General features: G+C 67.3%; 13 protein-coding genes. 2 read left to right on the plus strand and 11 right to left on the minus strand.

Annotated elements, in window-relative coordinates; genetic code table 11:
• Nucleotides 1-2: 2 nt before the first annotated feature.
• From maiA to hppD, 4 genes are read right to left on the minus strand one after another with little or no spacing between them, the layout of a single operon-like run.
• Entirely contained in the window at nucleotides 3-638 is a 636-nt protein-coding gene (gene maiA / locus POM99_RS00790; RefSeq protein ID WP_277274829.1) for a maleylacetoacetate isomerase, read from the minus strand.
• A gap of 41 nt (nucleotides 639-679) precedes the next feature.
• Nucleotides 680-1999, minus strand: coding sequence for a fumarylacetoacetase (gene fahA / locus POM99_RS00795; protein WP_277274831.1), 1320 nt, complete (start codon nucleotides 1997-1999; stop codon nucleotides 680-682).
• Nucleotides 1966-2517, minus strand: coding sequence for a VOC family protein (locus tag POM99_RS00800; RefSeq protein WP_277274832.1), 552 nt, complete (start codon nucleotides 2515-2517; stop codon nucleotides 1966-1968). Before POM99_RS00800 ends, fahA begins: the two co-directional genes overlap by 34 nt.
• Complete coding sequence (gene hppD, locus POM99_RS00805) at nucleotides 2514-3632, minus strand: 4-hydroxyphenylpyruvate dioxygenase (protein ID WP_277274833.1); 1119 nt, start codon at nucleotides 3630-3632, stop codon at nucleotides 2514-2516. Before hppD ends, POM99_RS00800 begins: the two co-directional genes overlap by 4 nt.
• A 150-nt stretch (nucleotides 3633-3782) precedes the next feature.
• On the opposite strand from hppD, the gene POM99_RS00810 reads away from it, so the two are divergent.
• A complete protein-coding gene (locus POM99_RS00810) occupies nucleotides 3783-4244 on the plus strand; it encodes an Lrp/AsnC family transcriptional regulator (RefSeq protein WP_277274834.1) in 462 nt (153 codons plus the stop codon).
• A gap of 5 nt (nucleotides 4245-4249) precedes the next feature.
• On the opposite strand, the gene POM99_RS00815 is transcribed toward POM99_RS00810, so the two are convergent.
• From POM99_RS00815 to POM99_RS00840, 6 genes are all read right to left on the minus strand, one after another.
• Entirely contained in the window at nucleotides 4250-5920 is a 1671-nt protein-coding gene (locus POM99_RS00815; RefSeq protein WP_277274835.1) for a putative bifunctional diguanylate cyclase/phosphodiesterase, read from the minus strand.
• A 129-nt stretch (nucleotides 5921-6049) separates the two neighbouring features.
• The gene (locus POM99_RS00820) at nucleotides 6050-6760 is read right to left on the minus strand and encodes a spermidine synthase (protein ID WP_277275071.1); all 711 of its coding nucleotides are present in this window, start codon (nucleotides 6758-6760) and stop codon (nucleotides 6050-6052) included.
• A 62-nt stretch (nucleotides 6761-6822) separates the two neighbouring features.
• Nucleotides 6823-7152: a DUF6481 family protein gene (locus tag POM99_RS00825; protein ID WP_277274836.1), complete on the minus strand. Its 330-nt coding sequence runs from the start codon at nucleotides 7150-7152 to the stop codon at nucleotides 6823-6825.
• 186 nt (nucleotides 7153-7338) lie between these two features.
• A complete protein-coding gene (locus tag POM99_RS00830) occupies nucleotides 7339-7686 on the minus strand; it encodes a P-II family nitrogen regulator (protein ID WP_277274837.1) in 348 nt (115 codons plus the stop codon).
• A gap of 30 nt (nucleotides 7687-7716) precedes the next feature.
• On the minus strand, nucleotides 7717-10197 hold the full coding sequence (locus POM99_RS00835; RefSeq protein ID WP_277274838.1) for a putative inorganic carbon transporter subunit DabA: 2481 nt from the start codon (nucleotides 10195-10197) through the stop codon (nucleotides 7717-7719).
• A 25-nt stretch (nucleotides 10198-10222) separates the two neighbouring features.
• Nucleotides 10223-11605: a proton-conducting transporter transmembrane domain-containing protein gene (locus tag POM99_RS00840; RefSeq protein WP_277274839.1), complete on the minus strand. Its 1383-nt coding sequence runs from the start codon at nucleotides 11603-11605 to the stop codon at nucleotides 10223-10225.
• 108 nt (nucleotides 11606-11713) lie between these two features.
• On the opposite strand from POM99_RS00840, the gene POM99_RS00845 reads away from it, so the two are divergent.
• Entirely contained in the window at nucleotides 11714-12580 is an 867-nt protein-coding gene (locus POM99_RS00845; RefSeq protein WP_277274840.1) for a LysR substrate-binding domain-containing protein, read from the plus strand.
• Nucleotides 12581-12654: 74 nt separating this feature from the next.
• Here POM99_RS00845 and POM99_RS00850 read toward each other — a convergent pair whose 3' ends face one another.
• The gene (locus tag POM99_RS00850) at nucleotides 12655-13572 is read right to left on the minus strand and encodes a Vgb family protein (protein ID WP_277274841.1); all 918 of its coding nucleotides are present in this window, start codon (nucleotides 13570-13572) and stop codon (nucleotides 12655-12657) included.
• Nucleotides 13573-13575: the final 3 nt, after the last annotated feature.

The raw sequence follows: 13575 nt of genomic DNA on the forward strand, positions 1-13575 counted from the left end.
CGTCAGTCTGCGTCGGGCTGCCGTGCGGGATCGGCCGCCGCGAACGCAGGGTGCGCGCGGGCTGAAGCCACGGCGCGGGAAATGGCTGGCCAGGAATCGAGCGTGACCCCAAAGCGTTCGGCGGAATAGGCCTGCGGCACCAGATAGACATCGACGAGCCCCGGCCGGTCACCCCAGGCGAAGCCCGCACCGTGCCGGGCAACGAGCGGTTCCAGCGCGGCGAAACCCTCGGCGATCCACCTGGCAGCCCACGCATCTATGGCGGCCTGGTCTGCAGCGAAATCGCGGCGCAGCGCCTTCAGCACGCGCAGGTTGTTAAGCGGGTGGATATCGCAGCCGACAATCGCCGCCATCGCGCGCACCTGTGCCCGATCCCCGGCATCTGTCGGGAGAAGTGGCGGATCGGGATAGCGTTCTTCCAGCCATTCGATGATGGCAGGCGATTGGAACAGCACTTGGCCTTCCACCGCAAGCGCGGGGACAAGGCCCTGCGGCTGGAGGCGGATGAAGTCTGGCGATTTGTGCTCGCCCTTGCGCAGGTCCAGCGGGTGCTGGCGGTAGTCCAGCCCCTTGAGGTTGAGGGCAATGCGCGTGCGGTATGACGTGCCTGAACGCCAGTATCCGTAGAGTTCGATCATGGGCTTCTTCCTCACGGGCACGTGTCTAAGGCGTGCGGCAATCAACGCGCCGGAGCGATGGTGCCGGTGCAGGTGCCGAGACCGATGGTCCGGGCGCCCTCGCGTTCAGCGCGGACGGTGATGGTCAGTGTGTCTCCATCTTCCAGAAAGGTGCGTTCTTCGCCGCCGGGCAGTGGCACCGGTCGCTTGCCACCTTCGCTCAGCTCCATCAGGCTGCCAAAGCTTTCGCGCGCCGGACCTGAAAGCGTGCCGGTGCCAAGCAGGTCTCCGGCGCGGAGATCGCAGCCGTTGCTGGCGTGGTGGGTGACGAGCTGCGCAAGCGTCCAGTACATGGCATCGGCACTGTCACCACGGCTGAGCACGACGGGTGGCAGGTTCGCCGCGCGCATGGCGGCACTTTGCAGGGCGACTTCCGTCTGCAGCGAGAGCGCGCCAAAGGCCGCATCGGCTTCGTTGGCCAGATAGGGCAGGAGTTTCGGGTCCGTGGCCGAACGCAGGCGCGGGGCTGTGCGGAATGGGGCCAGCGCTTCGGCCGTGACCACCCAGGGCGAGACCGAGGTGCAGAAGTTCTTGGCGAGGAAAGGGCCGAGCGGCTGGTATTCCCACGCCTGTATGTCGCGCGCGGACCAATCGTTCAGCACGCACAGGCCGCCGATGCGGTCCCACGCCTGCGCGATGGGCACAGGCTGGCCCAGCTCATTGTCGCCCGCGATCCACACGCCAAGCTCCAGTTCGTAGTCCAGCCGTCGGCAGGGGCCGAAGCCGGGCGCAGCGGCGTCGGGCGCCTTGGTCTGGCCATTGGGGCGGACCACCGGCGTGCCGGAGACGCGCACCGAACTGGCCCGGCCGTGGTAACCAATGGGCACATGGCGATAGTTCGGCAGCAACGGATTGTCCGGCCGGAACAGCGCGCCGATGTTGGTGGCGTGGTGGATGCCAACATAGAAATCGGTGTAATCGCCCACGGTGAAGGGCAGATGCAGCGTGCAATCCGCCACGGCGTGGAGCGGCGCATGCTTTGCCGGCTCGCCGGTGAGATAGGCGAACAGCGCATGGCGCAACCGTGTGCGTTCCGCCGGGGGCAGGGCGAACAGGCGGTTCAGCGTGGGCTGCCGCAGCGCATCCTGCACATCTCCCGGCAGATCGGGCAAGCCTTGCGCATCCAGGACCATGTCACCGATGGCCACGCCGATGCGGGGGCTGCCCCCACCAATGGAATAGACGCCCAGCGGCAGGTTCTGCACAGGGAAATCGGGGTGCGCGTCTGCGCCCGGTACCCAACAGTGTGCGGCGGGATCGTGGGTGTGGTCCAGCATCATCTCGGCCATCATGCCTGCTTGTCCGGATCCTGGTGCAGCCATGCCGCGTGCTGCGGCGCGCGCTTGGTGCGGCTCCATTCTTCCAGCATGGTGGGCGCGAGATCGGCGAGTTCGGCGTGCTGTTCCGGCGTGCCGATGTTGCAGGCCAGTTCAAGCCGATGGCCGTTGGGATCGAAGAAATAGATCGAGCGGAAGATGCCGTGATACGTCGGCCCCAGCACCTCGATGCCCTGTGATTGCAGATGCGCCTTGGCCGTCATCAGCGCGGCTTCGTCGGCCACTTCGAAGGCGATATGCTGCACCCATGCCGGGGTGTTCGGGTCGCGGCCCATTTCCGGCTGGCCGGGCAGTTCGAAGAAGGCCAGCACATTGCCCCCGCCGCAATCGAGGAACACGTGCATATAGGGATCGTCCTCCCCGGTGGAGGGCACCTTGTCCTCGGCAAAGGCGGTGGTGTAGCGCATGCCGAGCACGCGGGCGTACCATTCCACCGTCTCCTTCGCGTCACGGCAGCGATAGGCCACGTGGTGGATGCGCTTGAGTTCGGGCGTGGCGGTCATTGCGCGTTCTCCTCAACCTTCAGCACGCCGCGGCGCATCTGGTCGCGCTCCATCGACTGGAACAGCGCGGTGAAGTTCCCTTCGCCGAAGCCTTCGTCCTTCTTGCGCTGGATGAATTCGAAGAACACCGGGCCGATCTGCGTTTCCGAGAAGATCTGCAGCAGCAGGCGCGGGTCGCCCTCCTGGGTCGATCCGTCGAGCAGGATGCCGCGCCGCTGCAGCTCGTCCACCGGTTCGCCATGGCCGGGCAGCCGCTCGTCGAGCATTTCGTAATAGGTGGCGGGCGGGGCGGACATGAAAGGAGTGCCGCTGGCCTTCAGCGTGTCCCACCCGGCGATCAGGTCGTCACAGGCAAAGGCGATGTGCTGGATCCCCTCGCCATTGTAGGCGCGCAGGAATTCCTCGATCTGTCCGCCGCCCGCTTTCGCCTCCTCGTTCAGAGGAATGCGGATCTTTCCGTCTGGCGCGGTCATCGCGCGGCTGGTCAGGCCGGTGTATTCGCCCTTGATGTCGAAATAACGGATCTCGCGAAAGCCGAAGACGCGTTCATAGAACGCCGCCCAGTGCGCCATGCGCCCGCCATAGACGTTGTGGGTAAGGTGATCGATGGTGTGGAAGCCGGCGCCCACCGGGCGGCGGTCCACGCCGGGCAGATATTCGAAATCGATGTCATAGATCGAAAGGTCGCCCTGCGGCGCGCCTTCATAGCGGTCGATCAGGTAGATGATCGAGCCGCCGATGCCGCGAATGGCCGGCAGGCGCAGTTCCATCGGGCCGGTGGTGACCTCGACCGGTTCCGCGCCGCGCTCGATCGCTGCGGCATAGGCGTGGGCCGCGTTGCGCACGCGCCAGCCCATGCCGCAGGCCGATGGGCCGTGTTCGGCGGCGAAATAGGCGGCGGGGCTGCGCGGTTCATAATTGGCGATCAGGTTGATCCCGCCCTGGCGCCACAGCTGCACCGCCTTGGACCGGTGGTTGGCGATGTGGGTGAAGCCCATCCGCGCGAAGACCGGCTCCAGCGTGCCGGCTTCCAGCGCGGAGAATTCGATGAATTCGAACCCGTCTAGCCCAAGGGGGTTTTCGAACAGGTCATTCGTGCCGGTCGGTCCGCTCATCGCCACTCTCCTGCTTGGCGGTTCGATCACTGTCCGCCTGATCGGCACAATACCACAGCGGGTCTGCAAGGTCCGCGCATTTTGCGCGGGTCTCCGTCTATGCTATGCGTGAATCACGCGGATATTGCCACGTATTTGGAAGAACGATGCATGGACCAACTTGATCGGCAGATTCTGGCGCAGCTGCAATCCGATTCGTCCCGCAGCCACGCGGAGCTGGCGGAAGCGGTGAACCTTTCGGCCTCGCAGGTCTCGCGCCGCATCGCGCGGCTGCAGGCGGATGGGGTGATCCGGCGGCAGGTGGCCTTGCTCGACGAACAGGCGCTCGGCCTGCAGGTGGAAGCTTTCGTGGCGGTGGCGATGGCGAGCTATGCGCCCGAGGCGGTGCGCCGTTTCCACGAACGCATATCGGCGTTGCCCGAAGTGCTGGACTGCTGCGCCACCACCGGGGATTCGGATTACCTGCTGCGCGTGGTGGCGCGGGACCTGCGCGCCTATTCGGCGCTGATGAACGAACAGATCCTCGGGCACGGCGATGTGGCCAGCGTTCGATCGAGCGTGGTGCTCGACCGGGTGAAGCAGACAACGCAGCTGCCGCTTCCGGCACGCTGACCCGATCAGGCAATCCTGCGCGCGTTTCTTTCGGGGCCAAAGGCGCGCGCTATGTCGTCGGCGGGCATGGGCTTGCCATAGCGGTAACCCTGCGCCTCGTCGCAGCCCAGGTCCAGCAGCGCGGTTTCCTGCGCGGCCGTTTCCACACCTTCGGCAATCACGGTCAGGCCCAGCGAACGCGCCATGCCGATCACCGCCTGCACGATCGCCGCATCCTTGGTGTTGTGATCGATCTGCGCCACGAAGCTGCGGTCGATCTTCAGGCGGTTCAGCGGATACTTCTGCAGCAGGCTGAGCGAGGCGAAACCGGTGCCGAAATCGTCGAAGGCGATGTTCACGCCAAGCACGTTCAGCTTGCGCAGCGCGACGGTGGATTCCTGGCTGTGCGGCAGCACCGTGTTCTCGGTGATCTCGATTTCCAGCCGCTCGGCCGGCAGGGCATTGGCCGCCAGGGCCGCGGCAACCACGCCGAGCAGCCGGCCCGACCGCAGTTGAGCCGGGAAAAGGTTGACGCTGACCCGCACAGCACCCAGCCCGGCCTTTTCCCATGCACCCGCCGTGCGGCAGGCTTCGGCTATGATCCAGTCCCCGGTTTCCTCGGCGATCGCGCTGTCCTGCAGCACCTCGATGAACGCGCCGGGGGGCAGCAGGCCATGTTCGGGATGGCGCCAGCGCAGCAGTGCCTCCACGCCTGAAAGCGCGCCGTCGGTCAGCGATACCTGCGGCTGGTACCACAGTTCGAACTCGCCCTGGGCCAGGGCGCGGCGCAGTTCCATCCCGGTGCGATGGCGCTGTTCCGACCGGTTCTGCATCGCGCGGGCGAAAAAGCGGCGTGCCCCGCCACCATCACTCTTGGCGCTGTAAAGCGCGAGGTCGGCTCGGGCGAGCAGTGCTTCGGCATCCTGCCCGTCGCTGGGATACATCGCGATGCCGACGCTGGTGCCCACGAACACCGTCTGCCCGGCGATCTCGAATGGCGCGCGCAACGCCTGGAAGTAATCCTTGACGATTGCATCGGCCATCACCGGATCGGTGCATCCCGGAAGCAGGATCGCGAACTCGTCGCCACCCAGCCGTGCGACGAAACTGTCGGGCGATGTGGCAGAGAGGCGTGCCCCCACGGCGGCCAGCAACTTGTCGCCAGCGCTGTGCCCCATGCTGTCGTTCACGTCCTTGAACCCGTCGAGGTCCAGCAGCACCAGCGCGCACGGACCCTGGTCCACCTGTGCGGCCAGCCTGGCGTTCAGCGCGTTGCGGTTGGGCAGCGAGGTGAGCGTATCACAGTGGGCCAGGTGCTCCAGCCTTCGCCGCGCCGCGGTCCGGTCGGTAATGTCGCGGATCAGTGCGCCAAACATCGGCTGGCCGTCCTCGAACCACATGGACAGCGAAAGGTCGACCGGAAACTCGCTGCCATCGGCATGGAGCGCAAGGATTTCAACCGACTTGCCTGCAAGCCGGGATTCGCCGGTGCGGGCGGCACGGGCAAGGCCTGCGGTGTGGGCGGCGCGGTGCCGTTCGGGCATGATGATCGAAAGGGGCCGGCCCACGGCCTCGCACGCCGAATGACCGAACAGGTCTTCCGCCGCGCTGTTCCACGAAAGGATGGTATTGTCGGGCCCGGCGCAGATGGCGGCCGTCGCTGAATTGCCCAGCATCTGGGCATAACGGCCCTGCACCCTGCTTTCCTCGCTCAACCTTGCCCCCCGTGGTGGCCTGGATCGTTGACGGTCCGGACGGGGATAGGGAGAATGGGTTAACAGTCCGCGCGAAATGGCGCGCTATTTGTGCGGAAGAATTTGAATTTTCTAGGAAATGGTCTGTTCAGCTGACCACGGCTTGTGCGCGAACAGGATCACGTGCTCGAACGCCGCTTCGCCCGCCACGGGCAGCGTGCGGGCATCCATCGTCACCACGCTCACCGCAAAACCGGCCTTCGCCAGCAGCGCTGCAAAGTCCTCGTCCGGCGTGGCGGACCACACCGCCAGGATGCCGCCCGGCCGCAGCGCCGTCTTGGCCGCCTGCAGTCCCTCGATCGAATAGAGCCAGTCGTTGACCCGGCGGGTCAGCCCCTCGGGCCCGTTGTCGACATCGAGCAGGATCGCGTCATAGGCCCCGTTCGCCGCCTCGATCAGCATGGCGACGTCATCCTGAACCAGCTGCACGCGCCCATCGTCGAGGCACCCGTCGGTGAGGCGCTTCATCGGCCCACGCGCCCAGGCGATGATCTCGGGCACGATCTCGGCCACGGTCACCCCGGCATCTCCGGCCAGCGTGGCCAGCGCCGCGCGCAGGGTGAACCCCATGCCATAGCCGCCGACCAGCAGCTGCGTGTCGGCCCGGTCGCCCAGCCGATCGCAGGTCATCGTCGCCAGCGCTTCTTCGGATGCGAAGATGTCGCTGCTCATCAGCTCGTTGTGATCAAGCAGGATGACGAAGTTCTCGCCATTGCGGACCAGCCGCAGCCGCGCGCCATCGGGCACGCGGGCGGTGCCGAGCAGCACGTCTCCGGGCAGCAGGCGCGAAGGTTCGCGCGCCGCTTTCGCTGGAGCGACGGGCGCGCTTTGGGTTGTCGCCAAGATTACTTCTTCCGCGCCTTGCGCGCGGCATAGCGTGCATCGCGCAGCGCCTTGCGCTCCGCTTCGGAAAGGGCGGGCTTGGCCGAAGCCTTGGCCGCGGCGGCCTCTTCGGCCTGTTGAGCCTTGAGCGCCTGTGCTTCCTCGCGCGCGATCCGTGCGGCTTCGCGCTTGGCGGCGGCGGCCTCTTCACGTGCCTTTTCGCGGGCTATGCGTTCGGCCTCAACCGCCGGGTCGACGGGAGGCTTGGCCTTCAGCTTTGCCAGCGCCTTTTCGCGGGCGGCGATTGCGGCGTTGCGCCGGTCGTTGAGTCCGGGTTCCTTGTAAGCTGCCATGGTGTCTTGCGAATTCCTGTACGTTTCTCAAACCTTCGCCCAGGCGGGGCTGGGCGGCTGGTCGCGAACAGGAAGGGGAGAGAGAGGGCACCCCGATATCCATGCAGGGCGACATCAGCGGGGCCGCGCTACCAGCAACGGCCCCGCATGTCACGGATTATGCGCGTGCCCCACCAGGGCCCCGTGTCAGGCAACCTTGGCGAAGTAGTCCGAGCGCATCACTTCCACGTCGGAAAGGAAGGTCACTCCGGCGCGCGTTTCAAACAGCCGGGCCAGCCCGCGAGCCACTTCGGCGATCGCCTGTTCCTCGGCCACGCCCACGAACATCACCAGCCCGCTGCGGTCGTTGAAGATGGTCTTGCCCTGGTGAAACCCGCCGTGGCCCAGCCCGGCGACATCGCGGATCATCGTCCATCCGCCCACCTTCGCCGCGGCGAGCAGGTCTTCCACCAGCGAACGGTCTTCGGCGTGGATCACGATCTCGATCTTCTTCAGGCGGTGGAGGACAAGGCCTCCGCTTGCGGCGACAGTCATCGTTTCAGGCTCCTGTGAAATGGGTTTGGTTCAGTTCGCGGCCAGTTCATCGTCACGCCGCCACTGGCGCGCCTTGCCGGTTTCCGGGTCGATCACCACAAGATGGACCCACCCCTTGCCGAACAGCCGGCCAAGGATGTCGTTGGCGGCCACCACCGCCTCCACCCGCGCGATCGGCGCGTGGACGAAGGTGATCAGGCGCTGCGGCACGTGGAACGGGGTGCCGTCGTCATGGAACAGCGACTGGCGCGGCAGGCCGACCTTCAGATCCCCGCCATTGCCCTGGACCACGCCGATTCCGCCGACGACGTTCTGCGTGGTCTTGTCGCCCGAACCGTAGCGTTCGTTGTCCAGCGTGGAGAACAGGTACTGGCAGTTGATCCACTGCGCGACCACCATCGGCGCGGTGAGGATGGTGGTCAGCGCCGATCCATCCTCGTCCTGCCGCCAGTCATAGCTGTGCAGGAAAGCGCGACCGTCGAGGTCGAGATCCTCGGTCAGCCAGCGTTCGCCCACAATGAAGGCGGCGTTGCCGGAAAGGCCCCATTCGGGCCGTACCTCGCCCCAGTGCGCCGCGCCGGTCAGCAGGTCGTCCGCCGTCCGCCCCAGCAGCTGCGCCCGCCGTTCGCGGTTGGCCTGGCCTGCCTTGGCAAGCGCGGCTTCCAGCCGGGCAAGGTCCTGCGCATGGCTGGCAGGCACGCTGGCGCGGTCGAACAGCGTCATCTCGTCGGTGGTGGTATTGTGCTCGGCAGCGATGAACACGCTGTCCTCCGCAATGGCCAGGCCCTGTTCCAGCAGCGTGGCGCGCACCTGTCCTTCGTTGAGGATGGCGGCGAGGATGCGCGCGTTGGTTCCCCCGGCATGGCCGCCACAGGCTCCGCAATCCAGCGCCGCGGCATAGGGGTTGTTCACCGCGCAACCGCCGTGGCCGGCCAGCACCACCAGCCGCGCGGTGGGCAGGGGCAGCCCGGTCAGGCGGATCATCGCTGCGGCATAGCCGGCCTTTTCCTCCAGCGTGAACACCGGCTTTTCACCGTGCAGTTGCGGTGCCAGCGCCTCGGGCCGGGGCGGGGCAAACGCGGCGGCAATGCGCCGGGCCAGCCGCGGCGCCACGGTGCGCGCCGCCATGGCAAGCCCGGCAAACGGTCCGGTCGCTTCCGCCGTCGCAAAGGCGGTGGCCGCGCCCTGCTTGGCCGAGCCAAACAGGCCTGCGGCCCGCCGCGCCCGCGCTTGCGCATCGGCCCAGGCCCGTGCCTCCGCCTCGCGGCCCGGCGCGGGCGCTTCGGTCACGTCATACTGCGGGGCCAGAAGCACCGGCAGCATCCGGTTGCGCCGTGCCGCACCATGGCGATGCAGCGCGATGGGCAGGCCGAAGAACCCGGCATAGCCCAGCGTGGCGAAGTTCCCCTGCGCCTCCAGCGCGCGGCGGAACGGTTCGGACCGCACATCGATGCAGAAAACCACCTGCGCATCGGGCCGCGCCGCTTGCGGCGGGCTCAGCGTCGCCTTCTGCAGATGCGCGCTGATCGCGTCGCGCACGTTGATCTCGGCCGCTTCCATGAAGATGTGGCCAAGCACCGCGGGCTCTATGGCGGACACTTCGCGGAAGGCCTTGCTCCATGGCACATCGGCCAGGCCGAAGTGCGCGGCCAGATCGGCCCCTGCGTCGGGCGCAGCGGCAGCTTGCGCGGGCGGCGGCACGGCCCCCGCGCGGTCGAGCAGCATCCACAGCGCCAGCAGGTCGGCCATCGTTGCAGGCGCACCGGCGGCATATTCAGGATCGGCGTTCTCGGTGCGCCAGCGGATGTGGCCGGCCCAGCCGGGCAGCTGCGCCACAAAGCGGGCGAGGTAGGCTTCCTCGGCACCGGCCTCCACTTCGGCCGCGACCAGCCCTTCGGCAATCGCTTCCAGCGGATCGCGGGGCACGGCCAGCATCAACTGCCGCCCGGCTTTCCCGGCAAGGTTGCGGAAATCGGGATCGTGCGGGGCCAGCGCCAGCACGGCGCGATAGAGGCCCAGCTCCCGGTCAGGCATCGGCGATGCGGCCTGCCCCTGGTCAAAGAACGCGGTGCACCACTTGGCAAGGAACGCAGCAGCCGGGCTCGGCTGCGTGGTGTGCGCTTCCACCTGCGGCTCGGGCAGGTGCATCAGCCGCGCCATCAGCAGGTCCACGCGTGTCAGGTCGGGGCCGGCGTTGGCAAATGCGGTTTCCAGACCACCCAACCGGGTGATGGCGGCACGGCGCAGTGCGGCTTCATCCACTCGGCCAGCCTTCAGCAGCGCGCGCCATTGCGCCAGTGGCAGCGCCTGCCGCGCGCCGAAACGGCTGGCGGCGGCGGCCACCGCCTCGTGGAATGGCAGTTCTTCGAAACCGGCGAGGGGGTTGACCGCGATGGCGCTTTCCAGCGGCCAGAGCGGCGGGACGGTGCGCGCAGCAAGGGCAACCAGCCCGGCCACTTCGGTGCGTGAAAGGATCGGGTCGACCGCAGTCATGGGGGACAGCATGTTCATCGGCGTTCTCCTGGCGAAGTGCGGTTCAGTTGGCGGCGGGGCGAAACGCGCCGGCGTTGATCAGGTGGACATAGAGCTGCGGCGGCAGGGCGCGGCGCGCGTTGAGGCGCTGCTGCTGCCACAGCCATGCGCCAAGGAAGGCCGCGAGCAGGCCGACCAGCGCCCAGCCGGGCACCAGCGCCGGGGCATCCGGCCCAACCGCCCGGTGGATCAGCGCAAGGCCTGCGGCGTGGAGGGCGACCAGTGCGATCACGCCACCGGCCAGCGCGACGCGGGCACGCGCCGGGGCGGCGCTGCCGATCGAACCCGCCAGCGTGGCCACGGCGGTGGCGATGCCCAGCAACAGCGGCACCAGCGTGGCGTCACCTTTACCAAGCAGCACCAGCAGGCCGCCAAGCACCAGCGTGACCAGCGCGGCGGCAGGGATGGCGAAACCGGCCGTTTCCCTGCCTTCCGGGCGGGGCTTCATGCCCACGGCCGATCCCGATCCAAGGAACAGCCAGGCCTTGAACAGGCCGTGCGCCACGATGTGCCACAGCGCGGCGGCATAGGCGCCAAGGCCGCAGCTCATGATCATGAAGCCCATCTGCGAAACGGTTGACCCGGCCAGTGCGCGCTTCACGTCCGGGCGCACCATCATGATGCCCACGCCGTGGATCGCAGCGACAAGGCCGACGATCAGTGCGGCAAGGCGGGCAGCCGGCGCGGCCTCGAACAGGGGGGCGAAGCGGATCAGCAGAAATCCGCCGGCATTGACCAATCCGGCGTGCATCAGCGCAGAGACCGGCGTGGGCGCAGTCATTGATGAAAGCAGCCAGCCGGAGAAGGGGGGAAGGGCGCAACGCGCGGCTGCGGCCACCAGCAGGAGCAGGGCGGCAGGCACGGCGACGGTGGCAGGCATGGCGGGCGTGGCGGCGAGGACGGTGGCGATGTCCGCCGATCCAGCTTGCCAGCCCAGCAGGGCAAGGCCCGCAACCAGCGCGCCATCGCCGATCAGGAAGGCACGGCGGGTGCGGCGGGCGCTGGCCTGCGCTTCTGCCCAGCCGCTGCGGTGGCCGATCAGCGCGGCAAGCAGCACCCCGCTGGCCAGCCAGGCGATCCCCAGCACGATCAGGTTCTGGCTGGTGACGAAGGCGAGCACGCTCGCGGCGAGCAGGCCGAGCCGTGCGTAGTAGCGGCCCTGATGCGGATCGGCGCGCATGTAGCGCAGCGAAAAGGTGGCAACAACCGCCGCGACGAAAAGCGTCAGCGCACCGATGGCGATCGAGAGCGGGGGCAGGCCGGCGGGCGCGCCGCGCAGCAGCACCTCTGCCCCTTCGATGGCCAGGACCAGCCAGAGCGAAACGGCGACGAGCTGGCCGGGCAGCGTTCCGGGTTGTGAGGACCTTGGCGAGTGTGAGCTGTGCATCGAAAACCCCTTTCGGGGCCGCCAATGCCGTGTGGTGTTGAATTGGTGAAACGAGTTGTTGAAATGGGAACCATTGACAAAATGCATGATTGAAGTGAGATGCCGCTCATGCCCGGAACCCGCACGCTCGACCTTGACCTGCTGCGCTGCTTCGTCACGATCGCCGAAACTGGCAGTTTTACCCGTGCCGGAGATCGGCTGGGCCGCACGCAATCGACCATCAGCCTGCAGGTGAAGCGGCTTGAGGAGCAGCTCGGCCGGGCCGTCTTCGCGCGCACCCCGCGTTCACTGTCATTGACGCCCGAAGGTGAGCGGCTGCTGGGGCCGGCCCGACAGCTCCTGCGGCTGAACGATGCGGCAATTGCCGAGCTGTTCGAACCGGACATGACCGGCCGGGTGCGGCTGGGCGTGCCCGAGGATTTCGCCACCGCACACCTGCCCGCCGTGCTGGCCGCATTCGCCAAGGCGCATCCTCTTGTCGAACTTGAAGTGACCTGCGATCTGACTCTGAATTTGCTGGATAAATTCCACACTGGCGGGTTCGATCTGGTGCTGGTGAAGCGCGAACCCTCCGCTCCGCTGGAAGGCATGCGGGTGTGGCGCGAACCGCTGGTCTGGGTGGCGCGGGATCAGCTCGCGGCAACCGGGCTGGACACGGTGCCGCTGGTCGTCTCGCCCGAACCCTGCGTCTATCGCAAGCGCGCAATCGACGCGCTGGAGGCGGTGGGGCGCAAGTGGCGCGTGGCCTATACCTCGACCAGTCTGGCAGGCAGCCAGTCGGCGGTGAACGCGGGCCTAGGCATCACCGTGCTGCCGCGTGAAATGGTGCCGCCCTACCTGACCGCGATGGTCGACGACCCTGACCTGCCCCCGCTCTACGATACCGAAATGGCACTGATCGAGGCGCCGGGCCTGTCTGCAACGGCGCATCGCTTGGCCCAGCACATCGCCGCCGCGCTGGAGCGCGGGGCGTAAAAGGGCGCAAGTTGAGAACGACTGAGAGGGCGTTGAGATCGACTGAGGTGGGGTTGAAGTCGATTGAACCCGTTTTACCTGCCCTTGAGAATCGCCTTCGGCCACCATGTAAGCGTGTGCACATCGTGCGCCGTGGTCCACACCCCCTTCTTCGTGAAACGCAGCGCGCCACTGCCCGCCGGCTTGCCCATGCGGGCGGTGACGGTCATGGTTTTCGGGTCGATCACCGCGAACTCCTGGTCGTCGGTTGTGCGCAGCCAGACCTTGCCCGCGCCTGTGTCGATATCGCCCCATTTCAGGTTTTCGCCCACCTTGATCCGGCCGGTGAGCGCGACCGTGGCGGGATCGATGCGGGCCAGCGTGCCGTCGCCCTGTTCCTGCACCCAGACCCCGCCTTCGCCTGCGGCAAGGAAGCCGGGGGCCTTGCCCAGCGCGACCTTGCCGGTGACGGAATTGGTGGCCGGATCAACCTTTTGCAGCGATTGCTGGGGCAGGCTGACGGCCCAGACCGCGCCATATCCAAAGGCGAGGTATGACGTCATGGGATCGACGGAGATTGTTGCGGCCACGCTGTTGCTGGCCGGATCGACTCGCGCCAGCTTGCCCGCTGCATCGCTGGCCAGCCACACCGATCCCGCCCCGGCGACGACGTTGAGTTCGCCCTCCTTCTGGTTGGCGATGCCGGTGGGGATGGTGGCGACGAGCTTTGCGGTGCGCGTGTCGATGCGGTTCAGCGTGCCGTCTTCGCAGTTCGCCACCCACAGCGACCCGGCGAAAACCGCCATCGCGCCGCAGGGGTGGGCGAGGACGACTTCGGCCAGCTTGCCCTTGCGCGACCATTGTTCCACCTTGCCGCGGTTGGTGGTCCACACCGTCTGGCCGTCAACGGCCAGGAAATCAGCGAAACCGGGGACGGTCTGCACTTCCTGCGCCTGCGAGACAGCGGGGAAAGTGGCGGCGGCTACGGCGAGCAAGGTGTTGAGAACGCGCATGGT

The organism is Novosphingobium cyanobacteriorum, assembly GCF_029436685.1.
Classification (GTDB): domain Bacteria; phylum Pseudomonadota; class Alphaproteobacteria; order Sphingomonadales; family Sphingomonadaceae; genus Novosphingobium; species Novosphingobium cyanobacteriorum.